Genomic DNA, 22,944 nt, shown 5'->3' with positions numbered 1-22,944 from the left:
GGTGGGTTCAGCCGCGGCTGCCGAAGAGCGAGCGGCGCAGCCGCCGCAGCGGCGCGAAGAGCGAAACGCGAGCGGTCTTGCTCTTGCGGGTGTGCGCAACGTCACGCGAGGTCAGCTCGCGCATCAGCAACGTCGCCTCGGCCGCCTCGCGCTGCGGGACGGCAGGGCCGCCGAGCACCGAGAGGTGGCGGTCGAGCCGCGAGCTGGTCGCACTGCTCCCGCACGTGATGGCAGGCACTCGCGCCCTGCTGCGCACTGTTATCTGTTCCATGTCACTCCCCACCCGTACGAGGGCACCCGGCCCCGGGCAGGTTAACCCTATCGCCCCCGCATCACACTCGTGTATCCCGGTGGCAGGATTCACCTTGAGGGGCCCCAGGTTGACAACTACGCTCCGAATAGCGCTGATTCCAGGGCGAGTTGGACAGATCGCTGACTGGTCATCACACAGAGTCGCGACCTGTGTTCGTACTGGGTATGGATTGCCGTTCAAGGGGGCGGCAGCGGCCCGGCCCTGAGCTAACTTGGAAGGGTTTCTCCGCCGCGGATGGGGGGCTCGCCGGTGAGCGAAGTGCCGGGCAGTGAACAGCGATTGATCGCGGGGCGCTACCGGCTCCTCTCACCGCTCGGCCGGGGCGGCATGGGCGTCGTGTGGCGCGCGCGGGACGAGGTCCTGGGCCGCGAGGTCGCCGTCAAGGAGGTCCTGGCCCCGCCCTCCCTGGACTCCCCCGAGGTGCGGCGGCTGTACGCACGCCTGGAGCGGGAGGCCTGGGCGGCGGCCCGGATCTCGCACCGCAACGTGGTCACCGTGTACGACGTGGCCACCGAGGACGGCCGCCCGTGGATCGTCATGGAGCTGGTGCGCGGCCTCGCGCTGTCCGACGTCCTGGACGCGGAGGGCCCGCTGGGTCCGCAGCGCACCGCGCGCATCGGCGCCGAGGTGGTCGCGGCGCTGCGGGCCGCCCATGAGGCGGGGGTGCTGCACCGCGATGTGAAGCCGGCGAACGTGCTGCTCGCCAATGACGGCCGGGTGGTCCTGACCGACTTCGGCATCGCCATGGTGGCGGGGACGCAGACGCTCACCATGACCGGCGAGGTCGTCGGCTCGCCCGAATTCCTGGCCCCTGAACGGGCGTTGGGGCGCACGCCGGGTCCGGCTTCCGACCTGTGGTCCCTCGGCGTGCTCCTGTACGCGGCGGTCGAGGGCAACTCGCCGTTCCGGCAGGACACCCCGCTGTCCACGCTGCGGGCGGTGGTGGACGACGCGCTGCCCCCGCCACGCCGGGCGGGCCCGCTGACGCCGGTGATCGAGGGGCTGCTGCGCAAGGACCCGGCCGAGCGGTGGGCGGGCGAGGAGGCCGAGCACCAGTTGCGGATCGTCGCGGCGGGCGGCTCGGTGCGGGCCCCGCTGGGACGGTCCGAGGCGACGACGGTGGCGGCCGGAGCTCCGGGCATGCCGCCGACTCCCGCGATGCCGCTCCCCGCTGCGGCTCCCGGCGGCGGTACGACGGCGACGCGGGGCGCCGAGCCCTCCCGGCACACCGGGGCGGTCCTGCTCACCGGGATCCTGGTGCTGCTGCTCGCGCTCGGCGGGCTGGTGTACGCGCTGATGCGGGACAACGGGCAGGGCGGCACAGGGGGTTCATCAAGCGGCGGCTCGCCCGCACCTTCCGTGTCGCACTCCTCCCAGGCATCCGGCACGTCCGGCGCCACGAGCGGCAACAGCAGCCCTTCCCCGTCGTCCAGCAGCCCGAGCCCCTCCCCCTCGGCGTCCTCCTCCTCGCCGCCGCCCGCCCAGTCGGTGGAGGTCAACCTCCAGGTGGTGCGGGGCAGTTACGAGGGTGCGTGCCCGGCGCCGAACGCCCAGGCGCCCTCGATGGTCGCCGTCTTCACCGTGGGGCGTACGCCGGTGGATGTGGAGTACCGCTGGGTCACGAAGGACGGGCAGTCCTCCGACCCGGGGTGGAAGACGCTCTCGTTCCCCTCGGGCGGGCCGCGCACCCGGCAGGTGGCGCACACCGAGTCGCCGGCGCAGAGCGGTTCCAACGAGGTCCATGTCGAGGTGCGGCAGCCGGTGAAGGTGTCGTCCGGCCCGGGGGCGTACAAGGTGACGTGCAAGGAGGAGACCCCGACGGGCGGGGCCTCCTCCTCGTACTCGCCGCCGGGCTCGTCCTCGCCCGGCGGGTGAGCGAAAAGATCAGGCCGCGTTGGTGAAGGTCGGCAGGTAGCCGCCCGACTGGCCGGCGGCGGTGGGGTGGTAGGACTCGCTGATGTTGGTCCAGACGACGCTGTTCAGCCACGGGCTGCTGGAGCAGATCTCGTGTCCGGTGAAGGCCGGCGCGACGTCCGCGAAGCTGAAGCCGTGGTCGGCGGCGCGCTTGGCGGTCACCGAGTTGAGCTCGTCCGCGGCGCCGTTGATCGCGGAGCGGGAGTTCTCGCTGAGGCCCGCGACGCAGTTGCCGCCGATCTTGTAGAAGTGCGGGTAGCCGATGACGACGACGTGGGCGTTGGGTGCCTTGGATCTGATCGCCGAGTACACCGAGTCGAGCAGGCCGGGCAGCGTCGAGTCGACGTAGGCGCGGGCCGATGCCACCTTGCTGAGACAGGTGGACTCCGAGTACAGGACGCAGTTGGTCATGACGTCCGCGAAGCCGGCGTCGTTGCCTCCGATGGTGATCGAGACGAGGTCGGTGGTGGAGCTGAGCGGGCCGAGCTGGCTCGACGTCACATCACCCGTACGAGCGCCGGAGCACGCGGTGAAGTCGAACGAGGCGGGGGAATGCGCCGCCGCCCACAGGGCCGGGTAGGCCTTCGTGGAGCGCTTGCAACTGCCGCTCGAACTGTCGTAGCTCCCGGCCGCAAGGCCGGAGGAGTACGAGTCGCCGAGGGCCACGTAGTGGGATCCGGCCGCCTGGGTTGCCGCCGCTGCCACGCCGGCCCCGGTGAGGGAAAGCGCGACAGCCAGCACGAGCGCCCATGCATATGCCGCGATTCGGGACAGTTTCATGGAACCTCCTTGTAGCGGGTTTTCCGCCACGGCAGTGGTACCAGCCCCCACAGGTCGCGGGAAGTGTCCATGCCAAGAACAACGGAGGGACATCTGCACGTATCTGGTGATCCGTCAGCAACTCGCGAGTAATCCTTCACCGGAGCACCACACTCCGCTGACGGGCCGTCAATCTCCGTTCACGGCACACGAATCGGCGTCTTGACGGGACTGTCCGGACTGCGTCACATTGAAGCCTCGCATCCGGCGCATCGGGGGGAACCGTCGCCAATGCAGACCATCAGTGACAGATCGGCAGTTGGCGCGCCCGTCGCCGCCGACCTGCTGCCCGTGCTCGCGGGAGCCGCGCTCGCCGTCTCGGCCGTGGGCGCCGCCCTGGCCTTCGCCGGCCTGGACTCTCCGCTGCGCGCTCCGCTCGCGCTCTTCTACCTGGTGGCCGCACCCGCGGAAGCGGCCGTATTCGCACTGCGCCGACTGGAACCGCTCGCCCGCATGGTGGCGTCTTTATCAGGAGCAGTACTCATCGATGTGCTGACCGCCGAAAGCATGGCAGGTCTGCACCTTTGGTCGACTCGCAACGGCATCACAGCCGTGGGCGTGATCAGCCTTCTCCTCTTCCTGCTTGGGACGGGGGTGAATCGCTCCGGATGTGACCGTGAAAGTCCGTGCAAAAACACAGAAACGTGAGGCCTCGACTGAGGTCTTGCCATACAGTCCCAATCATCAATACCGTCTTACATCCACCCGCAACGGTCCATCATGCAAAGCGGCACTAGGGGAGGGCTCAAGCGTCGCGATGGATACCGGGGCGGGGCGCGGTAGGGGGGTGCCGTGCTCGGTCTTCGCCTTGCGTGGGCCGGAACACGGGCCGCGCGGCCAGCAAAGCCAGCTCACCCAATCAGTGCGGTGTGCCATGCCGTCATGACCGGGGTGAGAACCCCCCTTTCGTAACCGGAAACTCATCCGGACCGCCCGGGGGCGGGCGGTCCACCGGACGAGAGGGACAGAGACTCATCATGACTCCTTCCGTGCGCCCGGCCATCCCGGGCCAAGATCAATTAATTGCGGAATCGCCGAACAGTCACTCGGATTCCGTGACCACCAGTCGAATATCCGCCGCGTATCGACCGGTCTCGGCGAATCTCGCCATTGCGCCGCCCGTGAGCGTCGTGATCCCTGCCATGAATGAGGCAGAAAATCTTCCGCACGTGTTCAAGACACTTCCGGACTGGATCCACGAAGTCGTCCTGGTAGACGGAAATTCCACCGACAACACCGTGCAGGTCGCCCGCGAACTGTGGCCCGACGTCAAGGTCGTCAAGCAGGTCGGCAAGGGCAAGGGCGACGCCCTGATCAGTGGGTTCGCGGCCTGCACCGGCGACATCATCGTCATGGTCGACGCGGACGGCTCGGCGGACGGCGAGGAGATCGTCAGCTACGTCTCCGCGCTGGTCGGCGGCGCCGACTTCGCCAAGGGGTCCCGCTTCGCCAACGGCGGCGGCACCGACGACATGACCCCGATCCGCAAGCTCGGCAACGCCGTCCTGTGCGGCATCGTGAACCGCAAGTTCGGCGCCAGGTACACCGATCTCTGCTACGGCTACAACGCCTTCTGGAAGCACTGCCTGGACAAGATCGTGCTCGACTGCTCCGGGTTCGAGATCGAGACCCTGATCAACATCCGGATCGTCAAGGCGGGCCTGCGCGTTCAGGAGGTCCCCAGCTACGAGTACAACCGGATCCACGGTGTCTCCAACCTCAGCGCGGTGCGCGACGGCATCCGCGTCCTGAAGGTGATACTCCGGGAGAAGGCGGTGCCCCGGGCCCACCGGCGCACGCAGGCCGTCTTCCTGAACACACGGCGGGGAGAGATGTCTTGACGGAGCGTCACTTCTCCGTGGTGATCTGCGTGTACACCGAGGACCGCTGGGAGGACATCCTGGCGGCGGTCTCCTCGGTGCGCACGCAGTCGCTGCCGGCCCTGGAGACGCTGCTCGTGGTGGACCACAATGAGCGGCTCCTGGACCGGCTCACCAAGGAGTTCAAGGAGTACGCGGCGTCCGGGGAGGTGCGGGTGCTCGCCAACGCGGGCCCCCGCGGCCTCTCGGCCGGCCGCAACACGGCGATCTCCCTCGCCCGGGGCGAGTTCGTGGCCTTCCTCGACGACGACGCGGTGGCCGAGCGCGACTGGCTGCGGCACTTCGCCGAGGGGTACGACGACCCGCGCGTGATGGCGGTCGGCGGCCGCACCATGCCCGCCTGGGCCTCGGGGCGCAGGCCCGCCTGGTTCCCCGAGGAGTTCGACTGGATCGTCGGCTGCACCTACCGGGGGCTGCCGCCGGGCCGCGTCGAGGTCCGCAACGTCCTGGGCGGCAACGCCTCCTTCCGTACGTCGGCCTTCGACGCGGCGGGCGGCTTCGCGACCGGCATCGGCCGCGACGGCGACAAGCGGCCACTGGGCTGCGAGGAGACCGAGCTGTGCATCCGGCTCAGCAAGGCGCTGCCCGACGCCGTGCTGCTCATAGACGACCGCTCGGTGATCCACCACCGGGTGCCCGCGGCGCGCGAGCGCTTCGGCTACTTCCGTACGAGGGCGTACGCGGAAGGCCTCTCCAAGGCGCTGGTGGCCCGAAGTGTCGGCTCCGGCAAGGGACTTGAGTCCGAGCGGCGCTACACGACGCGGGTCCTGCCGGCCGGTGTGGTGCGCGGCGTGCGGGACGCGGTGCTCGGCCGGGCCGGCGGCGCGGGCCGCGCGGGCGCGATCGTGACCGGCGTCGCCGTGGCGACCGGCGGCTATCTGCTCGGCACCGTACGGGCGTTGAGGGGCGGGGTGACCTTCACCGTGGCCCCCATCGAACGCGTACCGGCCACGGAGACGGGCGAGGAGGGCGAAGCGGCATGACGTCGAGCGGCCCCGTGCCCATCCTCATGTACCACTCGGTGGCGCACAGCCCCACCAAGGCCGCCTTCGGTCTTTCCGTCTCGCCGGACGCCTTCGCCGACCAGATGGAGCTGCTCGCCGAGCTGGGGTGCACTCCGGTCACCACGGCCCAGCTGGCGCACGCCTGGCGCACGGCGGGAGCGCTTCCACGCCGTCCCGTCCTGATCACTTTCGACGACGGCTACGAGGGCGTGCACCGCCACGCCCTGCCCGTCCTCACCAAGCACGGCTTCGCGTCCACGCTCTTCGTCTCCACGGGCTGGCTGCGCGGCGCCCACGACGACGGCAACACCCTGGACACGATGCTGGACTGGGACCAGGTGCGCGAGCTCGGCTCGGGCGGCTGCGAGATCGGCGGGCACAGCCACAGCCACCCGCAGATGGACCAACTCACCGATGAGCGGCTCTGGTTCGAGACGCTGCGCTGCAAGGAGATCCTCACCGACGAGCTCGGCCGGCGCCCCGTCTCGTTCGCCTATCCGTACGGCTACTCCAGCCGGCGGGTGCGGCGCACGGTGCGCTCCGCGGGCTTCGCCCAGGCACTCGCCGTGGGCAACGCGCTCGCCGAGCGGCGCCAGGGGCCCTACGCCCTGGAGCGGGTGACGGTGCGGCGCACCACCGGTCTCGACGAGTTCGAGCGGCTCGTCGTGGGCACCGGCCGCGACATCGCGCGCAACTTCGCCGGTGACCGCGTCCTGACGAAGGGCTACGCCGTCGCCCGCGGGGCCCGGCGCGCCGGGCGCAGGCTCGGCGGCGACTGAGAGAGCCGTGTCCGGACCCCACCCGGGCACAGGATCTGACGAACCATCAGAACCAGAAGGTGAGCGGTACCCGTGGCTGACGTGAGCACCGCCCAGGACCTCGGCACGCCGACCCCGGACAAGCGCCGGGGCACCCCCCTCTTCCGCAACGCCTACGCCCTGATGCTGAACACGGGCATCAGCGCGGTGCTCGGGCTCGGCTTCTGGCTGCTCGCCGCCCGGTACTACACGGACGACGCGGTCGGCCAGGGCTCGGCGGCGATCGCCGCGATGAAGTTCCTCGCCGGGATCACCGCGTTGACCCTGACCGGGGCGATGTCCCGCTTCATCCCCGTGTCGGGCGCCGCCACCGGCCGCCTCGTCCTGCGCACCTACGCGCTGAGCGCGTGCGTCGTCGGCCCGGCCGCGCTCGTCTTCATGGAGACACTGGACTTCTGGGGACCCTCGTACCGGTTCCTGCACGGCCCGTTCAAGGGGCTCGGCTTCATCGCGGCGGTGATCGCCTGGTCGATCCTCACGCTGCAGGACGGGGTCCTTACCGGGCTGCGCAGCGCGTTCTGGGTGCCGGTCGGCAACACCGCGTTCTCGGCGGTCAAGCTGCTGCTCCTGGTGGCGATCGCGGCCTCGCTGCCGACCAGCGGGGTGTTCGTGTCGTGGGTCGCGGCGATCGCGGTGTCCGTGGTGCCGCTGGGCTGGCTGGTGTTCCGGCGCCTGGTCCCCCGCCACGTGGCGCTCACCGTGCGGACCGCCCGGCCGCCGAGCTACCGGGAGCTGGGCCGCTTCCTGGCCGGCGACTACACGGGCTCGCTGTTCGCCCTTGCCGTGGTCTACCTCGTGCCGGTGATCGTCGCCTCGCAGATCAGCTCGGCCGACAACGCGTACTTCTACATCACCGCGACCATCGGCGGCACCGTCGAACTCCTCGCCATCAACATGGGCGCCTCACTGACCGTCGAGGGCGCGCACGACCCCGAGCGGCTCGGCCGCAACGCGCGGGCCGCGCTGCTCCGCATGATCAAGATCGTGGTGCCGATCTGCGCGTTCCTCTTCGCCTTCGCGCCGCACATCCTGCACGTGTTCGGCGAGGGGTACGCCCGTCACGCCACGGCGCTGCTGCGCTGGCTGGTGGTCGGGGCACTGCTGCGGGTGGTGATCGAGCTGTACTTCGCGGTGCTGCGCGCACAGAGCCGGACGGCCGGACTCGCCTACCTCCAGGGCGCGTTGTGCGTCCTCGTGCTCGGGTCCACGCTGACCCTGCTGCCTCCGCTGGGCCTGACGGGTGTCGGCATCGCGGAGGTCGCGAGCCTTTCGGTGATCGCGGCGATCGCGACGGTGAAGCTGTTCGGGGTGCTGCGGACCTAGGGTCTGTCCGGCGGGTCTGGTCGCCGTCGAGGTGCCTCGGCCTTGTGGTGCTGGTGAGCGGGGGCCTGGTGCGTCCAGCTGTAAGGCGGAGGATTGAGGCGACGCGGAGCGTCGGCGATTGACGACAACGCGGTGGGGGTCCCCCCTGGCCCATTAGGCCTTGGAGGAGGGCGTGCCAGGGCCGCGCGTCCCAGACAAGATCCGCCGGACAGGCCCTGGCCTCAGCGGGTCAGCCAGCGCACTTCGTAGGCGGCCATGGGGAACGACTTGCCGTCTACCTTCGCGTCGATGGCCCGGTCGAGGGTGTTGACGACGAGCACGTCCTTGCCGCCGGCGAGCACGCGGACGTTCGGCACGTCGTCGGCGGCGATGCTCACGGTGGTGAAGTCGGTGCCCGGCGGGAACGCCTTGGCGAACCTGGCGATCAGCTCGTACATGGGCAACTCCTTTCCCCCGTCGTCCTGTTGGGTCGGCGTCCACAGGCAGCCGGGGCACGGACCGCTCTGCTCCTGCGGGCTCCAGTAGAACGCGGTGCTGGTGCCGCCGCGCGCCAGGGCCATCATGCCGACGGCCTGGGTGGCGACGCGCTGCTGCTCGCTCCAGCCGGACTTGTCGGGCTCGACGTAGTACTCGGCCCACCACACGGGCAGACCGGACTGCTTGCGCAGCCACTCGGTGACGGCGGTCAGTTTGTCGGTGGCGCTGAACGCGTTGGGCAGCATCTGGTTGGTGCGGGTGAAGCTGGCGCCGTCGACGACCACGAAGTCGGCGCCCTTCTTGTGCTTGTTCCAGTACGTGAAGGCGTCGAGCACCCGCTGGTCGACCGAGCCCCAGGGGCCCTTCAGGCCGGACGCGTACGACTGGTCCTGCGGCCCGTAGCTGTCCATGACCAGATAGGGCCCGCCGACCAGATTGTTCCTGTCGACCTTCTTCAGCGCGTCGTAGACCTGGTTGTAGAGCTGGGTGTAGGCCTCGTAGTTCCAGCGCTGGGCGGTGTCGTCGTAGAAGCCCTTGAGCTCGTTCCAGACGATGAAGTGCCGTACGTCCGGGTAGCGTTGGGCCACCTTCGCGGCCAGGGCCGCGAAGTCCTTGTAGTGGGTCGGCAGCGGCGCCGACTCCAGCGCCTTCACGCTCCAGTCCGTCTTGCTCGCCCCGGCCCGCCCGCCCTTCATCCAGTCGGGCGCGCAGCACAGCGTGATGACGGGGGTGGCCCCGGTGGAGCGGATGTACTTGACCCGCCGGTCGAGGTCCGAGAAGTCGTACGTGCCCGGCGACGGCTCGGGGTTGCCCGCGCCCCAGCCCATGATCGCCTGGTCCTGCGGCAGACCTTGCGCCGAGAGCAGGTCGCGGGCGCGCGCCACCGCGTCGTCGTCACCGGTGTCGGCGCTGTACTGGGTGTGGGTGAAGCCCCAGCCGAGCGCGGGGGCGGTGTTGCTCGCACCGGTCCGGCCGGGTCCGGCCTCGCCCGCGTTTCTGTTCGTGCAGCCGCTCACCGCCAGGACGAGGGCGAGCGCGGCGAGGAGTGCGGCGGCCAGTACCTCCGGGGTCCTGGGCCGGGACGCCCTGCCGGGCCTGCGGCTGTTGCGGACGGTCGTTCCACGATGACGTTCCATCACGGGGCAGCGTATCGGCGGTAGTTGCCATTCCGGCCAGTTTTACCGGAACAGGGACAGAACGTCCCTCGACCATCAACGGGACAAAACAGGTGCACGCGCGGGCGTGTTGCCGGATCATGGGGGGCATGTCCCCTGCCCCAGAAGCCGCGCTGCCGATCCGGCTGACCGTGGACGACAGCGATTCGCCCTCCGATGTCGTCGACGCGCTCTTCCTCGGCCGCTTCGCCACGGGCGAGCAGCCGTTCTCGCACAGCTCATCCATCGACCGGGTCAAGAAGGGCTTCAGCCTGCTGCCGCCCGCGGCGAAGGTGCTGCGCGCCGCCCGCGACGACGACCGCAGCGCCACGCTCGCCGAGGGCGAGGGCTGGACGCTGCTCGTCTCGCGCTGGAACCGGGGCGCGGACGTCACGGTGACCGCGACCACCGAGGAGCTCGCCGCGCAGGTGCTGAAACAGGCCACCGAGGGCGCCGAGGACGAGCCGGAGCCGCAGCCCGAGAACGTGACGATGGGCTTCTGGTACGTGTCCCCGCGGCGCGGCCCGCACCGCACGACCCGGCAGATCGCGGCCGGCACCTGGGACGAGGTGCGGCCCAACTACACGGCGCCGGTGGCCGATGCGATGGACCGCCTGATGAAGGTGACCCCGGACGACATCGCGGGCCGGCTGCTCCTGCTCCACGGGCCGCCGGGCACCGGCAAGACCTCGGCGCTGCGCACCCTGGCCCGGTCCTGGCGCGACTGGTGCCAGGTGGACTGTGTGCTCGACCCGGAGCGGCTCTTCAACGACGTCGGCTATCTGATGGACATCGCGATCGGCGAGGACGACGGCAGCGCGAAGGGCCGCTGGCGGCTGCTCCTCCTGGAGGACTGCGACGAGCTGATCCGCGGCGAGGCCAAGCACACAGCGGGCCAGGCCCTTTCGAGGCTGCTCAACCTGACCGACGGCCTGCTCGGCCAGGGCCGCAACGTCCTGGTGGGTGTCACCACCAACGAGGACCTGGAGCGCCTGCACCCCGCGGTGGTGCGTCCCGGCCGCTGCCTCGCCCGCATCGAGGTCGGCCCGCTGACCCGGGCGGAGGCCGTCGGCTGGCTCGGCACCGAGGAGGGCGTCGCCCGCGACGGCACCACCCTGGCCGAGCTGTACGCCCTACGCCGGGGCACGTCCCCGGCGTCGGTCCCGGATCAGCGGGCTGAGGCGGACGCGGGGTTGTATTTGTAGGAGCCTGTGCCTTGCAATCCCCCTGTGCTCCAAAGGGGCGCGGGGCTGTGACATTGTGCGGCTCCGCCGCGATGGGGGTCCCCCCCTGTTCATGGGGGTCCCCCCTGGCCCTTAAGGCCTTGGGGGAGGAGTCGAGAACTTGGGGGAGCGACCAGCCACGACGGACCCGCACCCGATGGAATCTCAGCCGCCGGAGGCTTTAGGGAAGGGGCGGGGCGGGGCACAGCCCGCCGCAGGCGCCTACTTCCCGTACGCCGCCCTCAACGCCTCTTCCACCGCCGAGCGAGCCGCGTCCCGCCCGAGCCCGAGCCGCAGGACCTCCCCCGCGTACGCCGCCGCGGCCACCGCCGCGAGCCGTTCGGACGCGTCCCCGGCCGCCGCGACGAACGTCCCGTTGCGGCCCCGGGTCTCGATGACCCCGTCCGCCTCAAGGGCCCGGTACGCCTTGGCCACCGTGTTCGCGGCGAGCCCGAGATCCTCCGCGAGGCCCCGGACCGTGGGCAGTTTGTAGCCCACCGGCAGCTTTCCGGACCTGGCCCGGTCGGCGATCTGGGCGCGCAGTTGCTCGTACGGCGCGGTGGCCGCGCCCTGGTCAATCACGATCTTGAGGGTCACAGCTCCGATTCTCCCCCGCGGCCGCGCTCCACGAAAACGGGCGGCGCCGTGGGCGGGGCCGACGCGCCCCAGGGAAGCGGAGAGCACTCGGCCCGCCCCCCCTCGAAAATGGGAGGCACCCGACCTGCGGCCCCACGTACCGTGCGAAATCCTTCCGCTACGAGATATGTGCCACGGAGGTACGTCATGTCCGCGAGCTCGGCCGAGGCCGGCACCCGTATCGAGGTCGTCCTGGTCAAGGCCGGGCGCACGAAGCTGCGTTACCCGGCGTCGGTGGTGTCCGACGACGGGACCAGGGTGAGCGTGCGCGCCCCCTGGGCGGCGGAGGGCGTCCGTGACTTCGGCTTCGTACGGTTCGAGCCGGGCGATGTGTTCACCGAGCACTACTGGCGCGACCGCTGGTACGCCGTGAAGGAGGTCCGCGACGCCGACTCGGCGTTGAAGGGCTGGTACTGCGACATCACCCGGCCCGCCGTGGTCCGGGGCGGCGAGCTGATCGCCGAGGACCTGGACCTCGACCTCTGGGTCTCGGCCGACGGCGCGACCGTACTGCGCCTGGACGAGTTCGCCGAGAGCGGCCTGGCCGAGCGCGACCCGGAGGCCGCCACCCGCGCCGTGGGCGCCCTGGACGAGCTTGAACTCCTCGCGAAACTCGGCCAGTTCACGGCGCTGATCGACTGAGACCCGCCGGGCCTGCCAGGCCTGCGGGAGCGTACGCCATGCGGGGCGGCGCGGCCGGGGCGTCGGCGGGCCGTCGTGCGCGGCGCCCGTGCCCCCGGTGCCGCGGTCAGGCCGCGGCCGGCGCCGCCGTGGCGACCACCACATACCGCTCATCGTCCACCTCGCGTCCCCAGAGCCGCGCGTCCCCCGACAGCCGTTCGTAGCGCGCCTCGGCGTTCAACTCGCCGAGTGCGGAAGTGAGTTGCTCGGCGGGTATGCCGGTGTCGCCCCACACGCCCTCGACCAGGATCAGTCGGCCGCCCGGCCGCAGCAGCGACCACCAGTGCCGCAGCGCCGCTTCGTAGTCGGGCAGGGCCCACACCACGTGGCGGGCCAGGATCACGTCGAAGGTGCGGCCTTCGACGGGCGGCCGCGCCGCGTCCCCGGTCAGCACCTCGGCGCCGGTGCCGGCCAGCTTGGCGCGGGCCCGCTCGGTCATCCGGGGCGACAGGTCGACGGCCGTGATCCGGTGGCCCCGCCCGGCGGCGAGGAGCGACAGGCTCCCGGTGCCGCACCCCAGGTCGAGAAGCTCGCCCGCGCGGTCCGGCAGCCACTCCGCGAGGCGCTCGTCCCACGCGGCCCGCACCGAGTGGTCGAGCAGCCCGTGGTCGGGCTTCTCGTCGAACGTGTCGGCCTCTTCGTCCCAGTCGATGTCCATGCCCCGATCGTGCCAGGCACCACTGACAATCGGCCCGGCGATCAGCCCCGGCCCGCCTCACCACCGGTTCGCGGGCCGAGCACCTTGCGGTAGTGGAGGCGGTCGTAGGGCCCGTCCACCCGCCGCTCGACGAGTTCGTACCCGTACCGCGGATAGATCTTCTGGTTCTCCCACATCATCGCGTTGGTGTAGAGCCGGACCTCGGGCAGGCCGAGCGCCCGCGCGTGCTCGGCCACGAAGTGCAGCAGCCTGCGCCCGAGGCCGGTGCCCCTGACGTCGGGGTGGACGGAGATCGAATCGAGGAAGAGGTGGTCCGGCTCCGGGACGAGGACCAGGACCCCGACGACCGGATCACCGGCGACGAAGACCCGCCCGGCCGCGACGTTCGCCGCGTGGTCGGCCTCCATGGGGACGGGCACGACGCCGATCCGTTCGATGTAGGGGTGGTAGGCGGCGTCGGTGACCTCCTTCACGCGGGGCACGTCGTCGGGGTTCGCGAGCCGGATCTCATCGTTCATGGGGTCACGGTACGTCGCGGAAGGGCCCGTTCTTAATCGCTTCTGAGTGGCTCCTTAAAGCGACCATAAGGATCGCCATCCCCCGCTCCCAGCAGGGGATTTCACGGTTTCGCGGGGCTAGCGTGCTGATCGCCGGACGGGACCTCCGGCAGTTGCAGCAACCCCCACGCCCCATGCCCGTGCACCATCGAAGGAGTACGCCACGATGACCTTCCCCAAGCTCTCCACCGCGTTCGAGCAGCGGGGACCCCGTCGGCGCAGGGCCGCCCTCGTCGCCGCGCTCGGTTTCACGCCGCTCGCTCTGACGGGGCTCGCTGCCGGGCCCGCCGCGGCCCACGGTTCCATGACGGACCCGGTCAGCCGGGTCTCGGCCTGTTACGCGGAGGGCCCCGAGAGCCCCAAGTCGGCGGCGTGCAAGGCCGCCGTCGCGGTCAGCGGTGCGCAGGCCTTCTACGACTGGAACGCGGTGAACATGGCCAACGCCGCGGGCAAGTCCAAGGAGATCATCCCGGACGGCAGGCTGTGCAGCGGCGGCAACGACAAGTACAAGGGCCTGGACCTGCCGCGCGCCGACTGGCCGGCCACCAAGCTGTCGGCGGGCAGCCACACCTTCCACTACAAGGGAACGGCGCCGCACAAGGGCTCGTTCGAGCTGTACATCACCAAGGACGGCTACGACCCGTCGAAGCCGCTGAAGTGGTCGGACCTGGAGGCGACGCCGTTCGTCAAGGTCACCGACCCGCCGATGCAGGGCGGCGACTACGTCTTCGACGGGAAGATCCCGGCCCGTTCGGGACGCCACCTGATCTACTCGATCTGGCAGCGCTCCGACAGCCCCGAGGCCTTCTACACCTGCTCCGACGTGGTGTTCGGAAAGGACAGCGGTGCGGCGGGCGCCCCCGCTCCGGCGGCCTCCGCACCCACCGACAAGGAGATCGCGGACGGCGCGTCCAAGTCGACGGTCCAGCACCACCACGGCGGCGCCACCACGGGGACGCAGCCGAGCACCGCGCCGACGGCCGGGACCACCGGCAACCAGCCGCAGCCGGACGGCGCCGCGGCCACTCCGGTCGCCGCGACCGGCACGCAGAACCTCGCCGAGACCGGGGGCGACAGCAGCACCCCGTACCTCGCCATCGGGGGCGCGGGCGCGATCGCCGTCGGCGCCGCGGCGCTCTTCGCGACGCTGCGCCGCAAGGCCGCGGCGGCGGGCCGCCACGGCCGCTGACCCGCGCGCCGCACGCCGCCCCTCCCGGCTGCCGGGAGGGGCGGTCGCGTGCGGCCGCACGGTCCGACGGCGGGTCAGCCGATGACGGAGGCGCAGGTGGTGGGGGTGGCGTGCGCCGGATCCAGCGCGTTGGCCACCTCGTGGTAGGCGACGCGGTCGGTGAGGCCGATGGCCACGTGTTCGGAGAGGTCGAGCGTGCACTTGTCCTGGATGAGGACGTTGTTGACGTCGGGGCCGTCCAGGAACTGCGAGCGGTAGGGGGTGACCACCTCGTCGTACTTGGTCGCGATGACCGTGTAGTGAACTCCGGGGACGGTGTCGCCTCCCTGATTGAGCTTGGTGACGAAGGCCGATCCGGCCATCTGGTCGGCGAGTCCCGGGGTGGCGAGTGTCAGCAGGTCCTGGGCGCCGGGGAAGTACGGCAGGAGCTGGGTCAGGCCGTCGAGGGTGGTGCCGTGGTTGTCGGGGGCGATCCCGACGAGGGCGTTGACCTTGGAGGCACCGCCGAGGAACTTCAGGTACCAGCGCGGCATCATGCCGCCCTGGGAGTGGCCGACCAGGTCCGCCTTGGACGTGCCGGTCGCCGCGAGCACCTTGTCGACGAAGGTGGCGAGCTGGGCCGCCGACTTGTCGATGGGGCCGAGCCCGTCGAACAGGGGCACGCCGGGAAGCTGGCCGTAGTCGAGGGAGAAGACGCAGTACCCGCGGTTGACCAGATACGGGGCGAGGGCCAGCCAGTTGTCGGTGCCGTTGCCGAAGGTTCCGTGTACGAGGACGACGGGGCGGGGATGGGCGGCGGACGGCTTGCAGGAGTAGTCGTTCCAGCCACTGCTCGGCGCGGACTGGGCGTGCGCGGCGGTTGCCGGGGCGAGCGAGGCCGCGGCGGCGAGGAACAGCGCCGACAGCGGTCTGAGCACACGTTTCCAGGGCAGCATCGGGTGATCTCCTTGCGGCTCAAGGGAGTTGCGATGGGGGGTTCGCCCTGCGGCCCGGACCACAAGTGAGGAGCCGTACTGGGTGCGTACGGGGCGTGCTCACGCCAAATTACGCACGGGTAGCGTAAGAGTGAAGTTACGCGTCAGTAAAAAGTGTCGTGTCGCGAATTCGATGTGCTTTCGACGTGCCGACGAAGGGTTCGAGGATCGGCCTCTGGGTGCCTTTCGCTCGGATCACGGCGTCAGGGCCGCCGCCCCGCCGCCCCGCTTCCAGGGCTTCCGGCACTTCCGCGGCCTCCAGGACTCCCGTGACCTCCGGCCCTTCCGGCGCTTCCGAGCAGCGGTTCCAACGCGGTGGCCATCTCCGCCGCCAGCTGTTCGTCGACCGGGGCGTGGCCGCTGAGCAGGCGGTACCACATCACGCCGAAGGCGAAGTCGACCGCGAGGTCGAGGGACACGGCGCCGTTCTGGCGCAACTGGCCGCGCTCAATGCCCCGTTCGAGGATCTCGCGCAGCGCCGCGCGGCGCGGGGCGATCACCTCTTCCTGCAGCCTGCGGGCGAGCGAGACGTCCGCTTGCGCGTCGGCCATCAGCCCGACCACGGCCCGGCCGGTGGCGCCGCGGGTCAGCCGGAAGGTGTGGCCGAGCAGTTGCTCGACGTCTCGGTACACGTCCCCGGTGTCGGGGAAGAGCTCGGCGGGGCTGCGGTGCGGCAGCTCGGTCAGCACTTCGAGGAGGACGTCCTGCTTGGTGGGCCACCAGCGGTAGACGGTCTGCCGGCCGACCTGGGCCTCGTCGGCGATGCCCTTGATCGTCAGTTCCTGGTAGCCGTCGCGGCGGCAGAGCTCCAGCGCGGCGTCGAGCACCGAGCGCCTGGCCGCCTCGCTGCGGGGGCGCCCGCGAGGCGGGGAGCCGTCCGCGGGCCCGCCCTGTGATCCGTTCTCGATTTTCTTCATGCGGACAGTTTACAAGGCACGATGCCTCGGAATACTCTTTACGAGGCAGTGAGTCTCGAAAAGCGTGAAGACCCTCATGAGAGGGCCTGAAAGGACTGCGTCATGAACGAGCGAGTCATGAACGAGCGAGTTGTGATCATCGGCGGCACCTCCGGCATCGGCCTGGCCGCGGCGCGCCGCCAGCTGAGCGAGGGCAGGGACGTCGTCGTCACCGGCCGCAACCCCGAGCGACTGCGGGACGCGCTGGATGAACTGGACGCACTGACGGACACGTTGAGCACGCCTGACGCGTCCGACACGTCCGACAGACCCGGCACGTCCGGAGCGCCGGGCAGGGTGAGCGGGTCGGTCGTGGACGCCCAGGACGAGGCGGCCACGCGGGAGTTCTTCGCGGGGCTCGGCCGGGTCGACCACGTAGTCGTCGCGGCGACCGGCTCCACGGCCGCCGGACCGTTCCGCTCGGTGACGACCGATGCGCTGCGCCAAGCCACCGAGGGCAAGCTGATAGCCCACAGCCTCACCGCGCGGGCCGCGCTCGACGTCCTCTCCCCCACCGGGTCGATCACCTTCGTGACCGCGGCTTCGGCAGGCGCCGCGATGCCCGGCACGGCCGGCCTGGCCGCGGTCAACGCGTCGGTGGCGGCGATGGTCCCGGTCCTTGCGGTGGAGTTGGCCCCGGTCCGCTTCAACGCGGTGTCGCCGGGCATAGTGGACACCCCCTGGTGGGACTGGATGGACGCGGACGCCAAGGCGGAGACGTTCGCGGCCTACGCCAAGTCCACCCCGGCCGGCCGCTGCGGCCACCCCGAGGACATCGCGGACGCGATCTCGTTCCTCGTTGGCAACAGCTTCACGACCGGCGTCGTACTGACGGTGGACGGGGGTGCGCGGTTGGCTTCGGGGGCGTGAACCACAGAACCGGAGGGCAGCCGAAATCGCTGCCCGAAGCGCCGGGCGCGCAAGGCCCAGTCGCCTGGATTCCTCTCAACTCCGGCCCTGTTGTTGGGAGTTCGCAACGACACGCCCCCCGTTCGTCCCAGTCCGGCGACTTCACGCTGGGTATCACCCCCATCGCGGTACGTTCACGGCGAGTGCCAATGCCTTGGGGGGAACCATGCGCAAGATCCTGCTCGCGACCGCCGCCACCGCCTGTCTCACCCTGACCGCCTGCAATCCCGGGGGCGGCGGGTCCGGGAACAAGCCGTCCGCCTCTCAGTCCGCCGGCGGGCAGCCGTCCACCACAACGCCTGCGCCCGCATCCACACCCCCCGGCACCTCCGGGGACGGCTCGGCCACGCCGGGTTCGGACCCGGGGGCCGGGCAGGCCGCTCTGGCGCTCGGCGTGCCGTCCCGGACCGTGGGGACCAAGCTCGTAGGCATCCTGGAAATCACGCCCACGACCGTCGTCTACACCAAGGAGGGGGATGGAACGACCTCGCGGTTCGGCACCTTCGCGGTCATCACCACCAAAGACGCCTCGCTGACGGCGAACGCCGCGGACGAGGAGCCCGCCGGCGCCAACGGAACCAAGGGCGGCTGGCGTTGGATCGCGGCCAACGGGCAGAGCGTCGCCGAGGGGAACGGCACCGCGTACAAGGTCCTGGTGACCGGGTACAGCGGCGTCGGCAAGATCGAGCCGGGGACCTACCAGATGCGCTCCGAGGTCTTCGACCTCACACCGGAACAGGCCAAGGGGGGAGGCACGCTCATCTACACAGACGCCACCAAGTCCGAGAACCGCTGGACGATCCCGCCGGTCGACTCCGGGCCCCAGGTGGCCGATGTCAAGAAGCGGCTGGCTTCCTGAAGGCCGTCCTGGCGAGCGGCCATGCGGCTACCTCGAAGGCGCCCCTTCTGGATCGGGGGTTCCTGAAACGACCCCCGCCCCCAACCCACCCGTCTCAGGCCGCGTCCGACAGCGTGCCCGGGACGATGGCCCGGGGGCCGAACCTGGCGCGGGCCCGGTCGGCGACCGCCTCGATGCGGCGGGCCCGCTCGTCCTCGGGGTCGAACGTCAGCTGGTGGGCGGCGAGTTCGGCGGGCCCGAGCCCCTCGGCCCGTAGCGAGATGCCGCGGACCCTGGCCCGTTGCAGGCCGAGCGCCGCGTGCAGGGCGTAGGCCAGGCCGGCCAGTGCGGGCGAGTGGGCCGAGGGCTCGGGCAGGCTGCGGGTGCGGGTGGTGGTGGACCGATCGGCGTAGCGCACGGTGAGGCTGAGGGAGCGGCACACCTGACCGGCGCCGCGCAGCCGGACACCGAGTTCCTCGGCGAGGGAGAGCAGCGCCCGGCGGTGGCGTACCGGGTCCAACTCGTCGCGGGGGAAGGAGCGTTCGGCGGCCAACATGGAGGCGCCCGCATCCCCTGCTCGACCGAAGCCGAGAGCTTGAGGGAGCGCGGAGGCGGGCGGCACGACGGGCGTGCGGTCGATGCCGCGGGCGCGCTCCTGGAATTCGCGGCCCGGCCGGGCGCCGAGGATCCGCTGGACGGTGCCCGGCGGAGCGTCGGCGAGGCGCCCCACCGTGTCGAGGCCGTACGCGCAGAGGGTGCGGGCGGTGGAGCGTCCGACGCCGTCCAGGGCTCGGACCGGCTTCGCAGCGAGGAAGCGGTCCACCTCGTCCGGGCGCACCGTGCAGGTCGTGCCGGGTCCGGCGTCCCGCGCGGCCATCCTGGCCAGCACCGGGTTGGGCGCGAGCCCGATCGCGCAGTCCAGGCCGAAGTGGGCGAGCGCGCGGACCCGAAGGACGGCGGCGAGTTGCCCGGCGTCCTGGCCGAAGTACTTCTCGGCGCCAGCCAGATCGGCGAGGACGCCGTCGGGCGGGAGCGCCTGGACGACCGGGGTGAGGCCCTCGGCCAGCGCGATCAGGGCGGGCAGCGCCGCTTCATACATCGGAGGGAGGTGGAACCGTGCACAGAGGATCATCCCGCGCTCCCCGGGCTCGAATGCCACAACTTCCGCCCGGTGGCGGCCCGTTCACCAGCAGGCTGCAGGTCGGCCCAGGGGTTCAGTTCGTAGCCGGTGGACAGGTGGATGCGGCGGCCGTTGTCGGCGGAGCTCTCGGCCGTGGTCCCGGCTGCGCCTTCGGCCTCGGATCCGGGCGCCTCGATCGGTTCGGGTGGGGTCGCGAGGCGGGAGGAGACCGCGTCCAGGCCGCCCTCGCGGCGCAGTTCGACGAGTTCGGCGAGGTTCCAGGCGCGCGAGCCAACGACGCTCAGGCTGCGCGGGCCGCGCCGCTGCACCACGCCCCGTACGAGGAGCAGCCAGGAGTGGAAGACGGTGTAGGCGCAGGCGTCGTGGCTGTCGTCGAAGAAGGCCAGGTCCACGAGGCCGGTGCCGTCGTCCAGGGTGCTGAAGACGACCCGCTTGCCGGAGCGGATCGGCGGGGTCTGGGTGGCCGCCTTGGCGCCCGCGACCAGGACGGTCCGGCCGTGCTCGGCGTCGCGCAGCCGCTTGGCGGAGACGACACCGAGTTCGTTCAGGAACGCCGTGTGGTCCTCCATCAGGTGGCGGGAGGCGTCCATGCCGAGGACGCCGAGTTCGGCGCTGAGGCGTTCCGCGTCGTCCAGGTCGGGCAGCCCGGCGGGGGCCGTCAACGTGCCGCCGTCCAGCGGGAGTTGGCCGCCCGGCGCGCGGCGGGCGCCGTGGAGTTCGGAGAGGTGGAGCAGCAGGTCGCGCCGGTTGGCGCCGAACGCGTCGAGCGCGCCGATCCGGGCGAGCCGTTCGGCGACCGGGCGGCCGGGCCTGGCCCGCTGCCAGAAGTCGCGCAGCGAGGCGTAGGGCCGGCCGGCCTCGATCCGTCCGCTCTCGGCCTCGCTGATCCCGTGGACGTCGGAGAGCGCGAGCCGCACTCCCCAGGTACCGGACACCAGTTCGATTCTGTGTGCGACCGAGGACCGGTTCACATCGACCGGCAGGATCGGCACCCCGCGCCGCCGCGCGTCCGCGAGCAGCAGCCGCTTCGGGTACATCCCGGGGTCGTGGGTGAGCAGCCCGGCGTAGAAAGCAGCCGGGTGGTGCGCCTTGAGCCAGGCCGACTGGTAGGTGGGCACGGCGAAGGCGACCGCGTGCGCCTTGCAGAAGCCGTACGACCCGAAGGCCTCGACGATCTCCCAGGTGCGGGCGATCACCTCGGGCAAGTAGCCGCGCTCTTCGGCGCGTTGGGCGAACCAGACCTTGATGCGGGCCTGCGACTCCGGGTCACAGAGCCCGCGCCGCACCCGGTCGGCCTCACCCCGGCCGCAGCCGGTCATGATGTTCACCATCTCGATGATCTGCTCGTGGAAGACGACCACCCCGTAGGTGTCGCGCAGCGCGTCCGCCAGGTCGGGGTGCGGGAAGCGGACCGGGGTGCGGCCGTGCCGGGCCTCGATGAACGGGCGCACCATGTCGGCCGCGACCGGCCCGGGGCGGAACAGCGAGATGTCGACGACGAGGTCGCGGAAGGTCGACGGCTGGAGCCGCCCGACCAGGTCGCGCTGGCCCGGCGACTCGATCTGGAAACAGCCCAACGTCTCGGTGGATCGGATGAGTTGGTACGTCTCGGCGTCGCCCGGCGGGACCTGTGCCGGGTCGTCGATGTCGAGCTTCTCGCCCGTGGCCCGGCCGATCTCGGCGACCGCGTGGGCCATCGCGGACTGCATCCGCACGCCCAGGACGTCCAGCTTGAGCAGGCCGAGGTCCTCCACGTCCTCCTTGTCGAACTGGGACATGGGAAAGCCGTCGCCGCTGGTGGGCATCACCGGGGTGCGGCGCAGCAGCGTGGCGTCCGAGAGGAGCACTCCGCACGGGTGCATGGCGATGCCGCGCGGCAGGGCGTCCAGGGCCTCGACGAGCTCCCAGAGCTTGCCGTACTTGTCCATCTCCCCTGCCAGGGACCGCAGTTCGGGGAGTTCCTTCAGCGCGGTGCGGGCGTCGCGGGCCCGGATGTGCGGGAAGGACTTGGCGATCCTGTCGGTCACGTCCGGGTCCATGGACAGGGCGGCGCCCACGTCCCGGATGGCGTGCCGCACCCGGTAGGTCTCGGGCATGGCGACGGTGGCGACCCGCTCGGCGCCGAAGCGGTCGATGATCGCGCGGTAGACGTCGAGCCGGCGGGCGGACTCCACGTCGATGTCGATGTCGGGCAGCACCGGCCGCCGCTTGGACAGGAAGCGCTCCATCAGAAGCCCGTTCTCGACGGGGTCGGCGTGCGCGATGCCGAGGAGGTGGTTGACGAGCGAGCCCGCGCCGGAGCCGCGCGCGGCCACCCGGATGCCCAACTCCCGTACGTCGTCGACGACTTGGGCGACGGTGAGGAAGTAGGAGGCGCATCCCCAGTGCGCGATGATGTCCAGCTCGTGGTGCATCCGCTCCCAGTACGCGCGCCGGCCCGCATAGCCGCGCAGCACCATGCCGGCGGCGGCCCGGGAGGCGAGGACGCGCTGCGGGGCGCGGTGGGCGGCGCCGACGAGGTACGGCTCGGGGTAGCTCGCGGTGCCCATGCCGAGGTCGTCCTGGGGGTCGACGAGGCATTCGGCGGCGGTCTGTTCGGTCATGGCGAGCAGCCGGTGGGCCACGTCGCGGCGCCAGCCGGCCGCCTCGGCGACCCGCTCGGCGATCTTGAACATGGCGTCCGGGCCCTTGAGCCAGCGCTCCCCGCTGTCGAACGGCGCCCGCACCGGCACCAGGCGCCGCGCCGCGTCCAGCACGTCGGCGACCGGGCCCTGACCCGGGTCGGCGTAGCGCGCGGCGTTGGTCAGGACGGCACGTACGCCCTGTTCGGCGGCGAAGCCGACGGTGCGCGCGGCGAGCCGGAGCGATCCCGGGCCGGTCCCCCTGAGTCCGTGGTGGACGGCTTCGAGGCGGAGCGCGTCGCCGTAGATCTCCCGCCAGGGCGCGAGCAGTTTCGCGGCCCGGTCGGGGCGGCCCGCGCCGAGCGCGCGGCCGATCTCGGAGGCCGGGCCGAGCAGCACGGTGAGCCCTTCGGCGGGCAGCGCGGCGCGCGGCAGGAGCGGGCGGCCCTCGGCCGTGTGCGCGGCGCTGACCAGGCGGCAGAGCTCGGCCCAGCCGACCGCGCCGTCACGGGCGAGGAAGGTGACCCGGGGGGCGGACTCGTCGACGAACGCACCGCCCCGTACGGGCGTGCGCCGTCGGGCCTGCCCCCGGGCGGGCCCGGTTTCCCCGAGGTGTTCCGGCACGGCCAGCTCGGCCCCGAACAGCGGCCGGATCCCCGCCTCGGCGCAGGCCTTGGCGAAGCGGACCGTGCCCGCGAGGGTGTCCCGGTCGGTCAGTGCGAGGGCGTCCATGCCGCGTTCGACGGCGCGTTCGGCCAGCCGCTCCGGGTGGGAAGCCCCGTACCGCAGGGAGAATCCCGAAACGGTGTGCAGATGCGTGAAACCGGGCATCCGCACCTCCTACCGATCCGTTCTCACC

General features: G+C 71.3%; 19 protein-coding genes and 2 pseudogenes. 11 read left to right on the top strand and 10 right to left on the bottom strand.

What is annotated here, in order from left to right; genetic code table 11:
• Positions 1 to 7: 7 nt before the first annotated feature.
• The gene (locus tag OHA17_RS31165; RefSeq protein ID WP_078966037.1) at positions 8 to 271 is read right to left on the bottom strand and encodes a hypothetical protein; all 264 of its coding nucleotides are present in this window, start codon (positions 269 to 271) and stop codon (positions 8 to 10) included.
• A gap of 276 nt (positions 272 to 547) precedes the next feature.
• On the opposite strand from OHA17_RS31165, the gene OHA17_RS31160 reads away from it, so the two are divergent.
• Positions 548 to 2,188, top strand: coding sequence for a serine/threonine-protein kinase (locus OHA17_RS31160; protein WP_406509291.1), 1,641 nt, complete (start codon positions 548 to 550; stop codon positions 2,186 to 2,188).
• A 9-nt stretch (positions 2,189 to 2,197) separates the two neighbouring features.
• Here the strand turns inward: OHA17_RS31160 and OHA17_RS31155 are convergent, their stop codons facing one another.
• Complete coding sequence (locus tag OHA17_RS31155) at positions 2,198 to 3,007, bottom strand: SGNH/GDSL hydrolase family protein (protein ID WP_406509290.1); 810 nt, start codon at positions 3,005 to 3,007, stop codon at positions 2,198 to 2,200.
• A 270-nt stretch (positions 3,008 to 3,277) separates the two neighbouring features.
• On the opposite strand from OHA17_RS31155, the gene OHA17_RS31150 reads away from it, so the two are divergent.
• The 5 genes and pseudogenes from OHA17_RS31150 to OHA17_RS31130 all read left to right on the top strand — a co-directional run.
• Positions 3,278 to 3,694 carry a hypothetical protein gene (locus OHA17_RS31150; protein ID WP_406509289.1) on the top strand — a complete coding sequence of 139 codons (417 nt, stop codon included), beginning with the start codon at positions 3,278 to 3,280 and terminating at the stop codon, positions 3,692 to 3,694.
• Between the two features lie 329 nt (positions 3,695 to 4,023).
• Positions 4,024 to 4,887 (top strand): glycosyltransferase family 2 protein, encoded by an 864-nt coding sequence (locus OHA17_RS31145; RefSeq protein ID WP_406509288.1) that lies wholly within the window; start codon positions 4,024 to 4,026, stop codon positions 4,885 to 4,887.
• Complete coding sequence (locus OHA17_RS31140; RefSeq protein ID WP_406509287.1) at positions 4,884 to 5,909, top strand: glycosyltransferase family 2 protein; 1,026 nt, start codon at positions 4,884 to 4,886, stop codon at positions 5,907 to 5,909. The genes OHA17_RS31145 and OHA17_RS31140 overlap by 4 nt, the downstream gene beginning before the upstream one ends.
• Positions 5,906 to 6,709: a polysaccharide deacetylase family protein gene (locus tag OHA17_RS31135; protein WP_406509286.1), complete on the top strand. Its 804-nt coding sequence runs from the start codon at positions 5,906 to 5,908 to the stop codon at positions 6,707 to 6,709. The genes OHA17_RS31140 and OHA17_RS31135 overlap by 4 nt, the downstream gene beginning before the upstream one ends.
• A 162-nt stretch (positions 6,710 to 6,871) precedes the next feature.
• A pseudogene (locus OHA17_RS31130) lies at positions 6,872 to 8,065 on the top strand (lipopolysaccharide biosynthesis protein); the annotation flags it as partial.
• Between the two features lie 227 nt (positions 8,066 to 8,292).
• Here the strand turns inward: OHA17_RS31130 and OHA17_RS31125 are convergent.
• Positions 8,293 to 9,684, bottom strand: coding sequence for a xylan 1,4-beta-xylosidase (locus tag OHA17_RS31125; protein ID WP_406509285.1), 1,392 nt, complete (start codon positions 9,682 to 9,684; stop codon positions 8,293 to 8,295).
• Positions 9,685 to 9,812: 128 nt separating this feature from the next.
• Between OHA17_RS31125 and OHA17_RS31120 the strand changes: the two genes are divergently transcribed.
• Positions 9,813 to 10,907 (top strand): DUF5925 domain-containing protein, encoded by a 1,095-nt coding sequence (locus OHA17_RS31120; RefSeq protein WP_406509284.1) that lies wholly within the window; start codon positions 9,813 to 9,815, stop codon positions 10,905 to 10,907.
• A gap of 240 nt (positions 10,908 to 11,147) precedes the next feature.
• Here OHA17_RS31120 and OHA17_RS31115 read toward each other — a convergent pair whose 3' ends face one another.
• Positions 11,148 to 11,522 carry a GntR family transcriptional regulator gene (locus OHA17_RS31115; RefSeq protein ID WP_406509283.1) on the bottom strand — a complete coding sequence of 125 codons (375 nt, stop codon included), beginning with the start codon at positions 11,520 to 11,522 and terminating at the stop codon, positions 11,148 to 11,150.
• 186 nt (positions 11,523 to 11,708) lie between these two features.
• Here OHA17_RS31115 and OHA17_RS31110 point away from each other — a divergent pair, with 186 nt between their 5' ends.
• Positions 11,709 to 12,203, top strand: coding sequence for a DUF402 domain-containing protein (locus tag OHA17_RS31110; protein ID WP_406509282.1), 495 nt, complete (start codon positions 11,709 to 11,711; stop codon positions 12,201 to 12,203).
• Between the two features lie 118 nt (positions 12,204 to 12,321).
• On the opposite strand, the pseudogene OHA17_RS31105 reads toward OHA17_RS31110, so the two are convergent.
• Positions 12,322 to 12,900 (bottom strand): annotated as a pseudogene (locus OHA17_RS31105) (class I SAM-dependent methyltransferase); the annotation flags it as partial.
• Positions 12,901 to 12,941: 41 nt separating this feature from the next.
• Complete coding sequence (locus tag OHA17_RS31100) at positions 12,942 to 13,418, bottom strand: GNAT family N-acetyltransferase (protein ID WP_406509281.1); 477 nt, start codon at positions 13,416 to 13,418, stop codon at positions 12,942 to 12,944.
• A gap of 205 nt (positions 13,419 to 13,623) precedes the next feature.
• Between OHA17_RS31100 and OHA17_RS31095 the strand changes: the two genes are divergently transcribed.
• Positions 13,624 to 14,646: a lytic polysaccharide monooxygenase gene (locus OHA17_RS31095; protein WP_406509280.1), complete on the top strand. Its 1,023-nt coding sequence runs from the start codon at positions 13,624 to 13,626 to the stop codon at positions 14,644 to 14,646.
• 74 nt (positions 14,647 to 14,720) lie between these two features.
• Here OHA17_RS31095 and OHA17_RS31090 read toward each other — a convergent pair whose 3' ends face one another.
• Complete coding sequence (locus tag OHA17_RS31090) at positions 14,721 to 15,581, bottom strand: esterase/lipase family protein (protein ID WP_406509279.1); 861 nt, start codon at positions 15,579 to 15,581, stop codon at positions 14,721 to 14,723.
• 242 nt (positions 15,582 to 15,823) lie between these two features.
• Positions 15,824 to 16,537 carry a TetR/AcrR family transcriptional regulator gene (locus OHA17_RS31085; protein WP_406509278.1) on the bottom strand — a complete coding sequence of 238 codons (714 nt, stop codon included), beginning with the start codon at positions 16,535 to 16,537 and terminating at the stop codon, positions 15,824 to 15,826.
• Between the two features lie 102 nt (positions 16,538 to 16,639).
• Here OHA17_RS31085 and OHA17_RS31080 point away from each other — a divergent pair, with 102 nt between their 5' ends.
• Both OHA17_RS31080 and OHA17_RS31075 read left to right on the top strand, forming a co-directional pair.
• Positions 16,640 to 17,446 (top strand): SDR family oxidoreductase, encoded by an 807-nt coding sequence (locus OHA17_RS31080; RefSeq protein WP_406509277.1) that lies wholly within the window; start codon positions 16,640 to 16,642, stop codon positions 17,444 to 17,446.
• 205 nt (positions 17,447 to 17,651) lie between these two features.
• Positions 17,652 to 18,344, top strand: coding sequence for a hypothetical protein (locus OHA17_RS31075; protein WP_406509276.1), 693 nt, complete (start codon positions 17,652 to 17,654; stop codon positions 18,342 to 18,344).
• Between the two features lie 94 nt (positions 18,345 to 18,438).
• On the opposite strand, the gene OHA17_RS31070 is transcribed toward OHA17_RS31075, so the two are convergent.
• Positions 18,439 to 19,455 carry a hypothetical protein gene (locus tag OHA17_RS31070; protein WP_406509275.1) on the bottom strand — a complete coding sequence of 339 codons (1,017 nt, stop codon included), beginning with the start codon at positions 19,453 to 19,455 and terminating at the stop codon, positions 18,439 to 18,441.
• Positions 19,452 to 22,916, bottom strand: coding sequence for a DNA polymerase III subunit alpha (locus OHA17_RS31065; protein ID WP_406509274.1), 3,465 nt, complete (start codon positions 22,914 to 22,916; stop codon positions 19,452 to 19,454). The genes OHA17_RS31070 and OHA17_RS31065 overlap by 4 nt, the downstream gene beginning before the upstream one ends.
• Positions 22,917 to 22,944 lie beyond the last annotated feature (28 nt).

The sequence above is a fragment of the Streptomyces sp. NBC_00212 genome, assembly GCF_045206365.1.
GTDB lineage: Bacteria > Actinomycetota > Actinomycetes > Streptomycetales > Streptomycetaceae > Streptomyces.
Note: the sequence above shows the minus strand (reverse complement) of the source record. Positions and strands in the feature narration are given on the sequence as shown.

Coding starts and splice junctions, on each gene's coding strand:
- OHA17_RS31165 (WP_078966037.1), bottom strand. CDS start 271: ATGGAACAGATAACAGTGCGCAGCAGGGCGCGAGTGCCTGCCATCACG.
- OHA17_RS31160 (WP_406509291.1), top strand. CDS start 548: ATGGGGGGCTCGCCGGTGAGCGAAGTGCCGGGCAGTGAACAGCGATTG.
- OHA17_RS31155 (WP_406509290.1), bottom strand. CDS start 3,007: ATGAAACTGTCCCGAATCGCGGCATATGCATGGGCGCTCGTGCTGGCT.
- OHA17_RS31150 (WP_406509289.1), top strand. CDS start 3,278: ATGCAGACCATCAGTGACAGATCGGCAGTTGGCGCGCCCGTCGCCGCC.
- OHA17_RS31145 (WP_406509288.1), top strand. CDS start 4,024: ATGACTCCTTCCGTGCGCCCGGCCATCCCGGGCCAAGATCAATTAATT.
- OHA17_RS31135 (WP_406509286.1), top strand. CDS start 5,906: ATGACGTCGAGCGGCCCCGTGCCCATCCTCATGTACCACTCGGTGGCG.
- OHA17_RS31125 (WP_406509285.1), bottom strand. CDS start 9,684: ATGGAACGTCATCGTGGAACGACCGTCCGCAACAGCCGCAGGCCCGGC.
- OHA17_RS31120 (WP_406509284.1), top strand. CDS start 9,813: ATGTCCCCTGCCCCAGAAGCCGCGCTGCCGATCCGGCTGACCGTGGAC.
- OHA17_RS31110 (WP_406509282.1), top strand. CDS start 11,709: ATGTCCGCGAGCTCGGCCGAGGCCGGCACCCGTATCGAGGTCGTCCTG.
- OHA17_RS31100 (WP_406509281.1), bottom strand. CDS start 13,418: ATGAACGATGAGATCCGGCTCGCGAACCCCGACGACGTGCCCCGCGTG.
- OHA17_RS31095 (WP_406509280.1), top strand. CDS start 13,624: ATGACCTTCCCCAAGCTCTCCACCGCGTTCGAGCAGCGGGGACCCCGT.
- OHA17_RS31090 (WP_406509279.1), bottom strand. CDS start 15,581: ATGCTGCCCTGGAAACGTGTGCTCAGACCGCTGTCGGCGCTGTTCCTC.
- OHA17_RS31085 (WP_406509278.1), bottom strand. CDS start 16,537: ATGAAGAAAATCGAGAACGGATCACAGGGCGGGCCCGCGGACGGCTCC.
- OHA17_RS31080 (WP_406509277.1), top strand. CDS start 16,640: ATGAACGAGCGAGTCATGAACGAGCGAGTTGTGATCATCGGCGGCACC.
- OHA17_RS31075 (WP_406509276.1), top strand. CDS start 17,652: ATGCGCAAGATCCTGCTCGCGACCGCCGCCACCGCCTGTCTCACCCTG.
- OHA17_RS31070 (WP_406509275.1), bottom strand. CDS start 19,455: ATGATCCTCTGTGCACGGTTCCACCTCCCTCCGATGTATGAAGCGGCG.
- OHA17_RS31065 (WP_406509274.1), bottom strand. CDS start 22,916: ATGCCCGGTTTCACGCATCTGCACACCGTTTCGGGATTCTCCCTGCGG.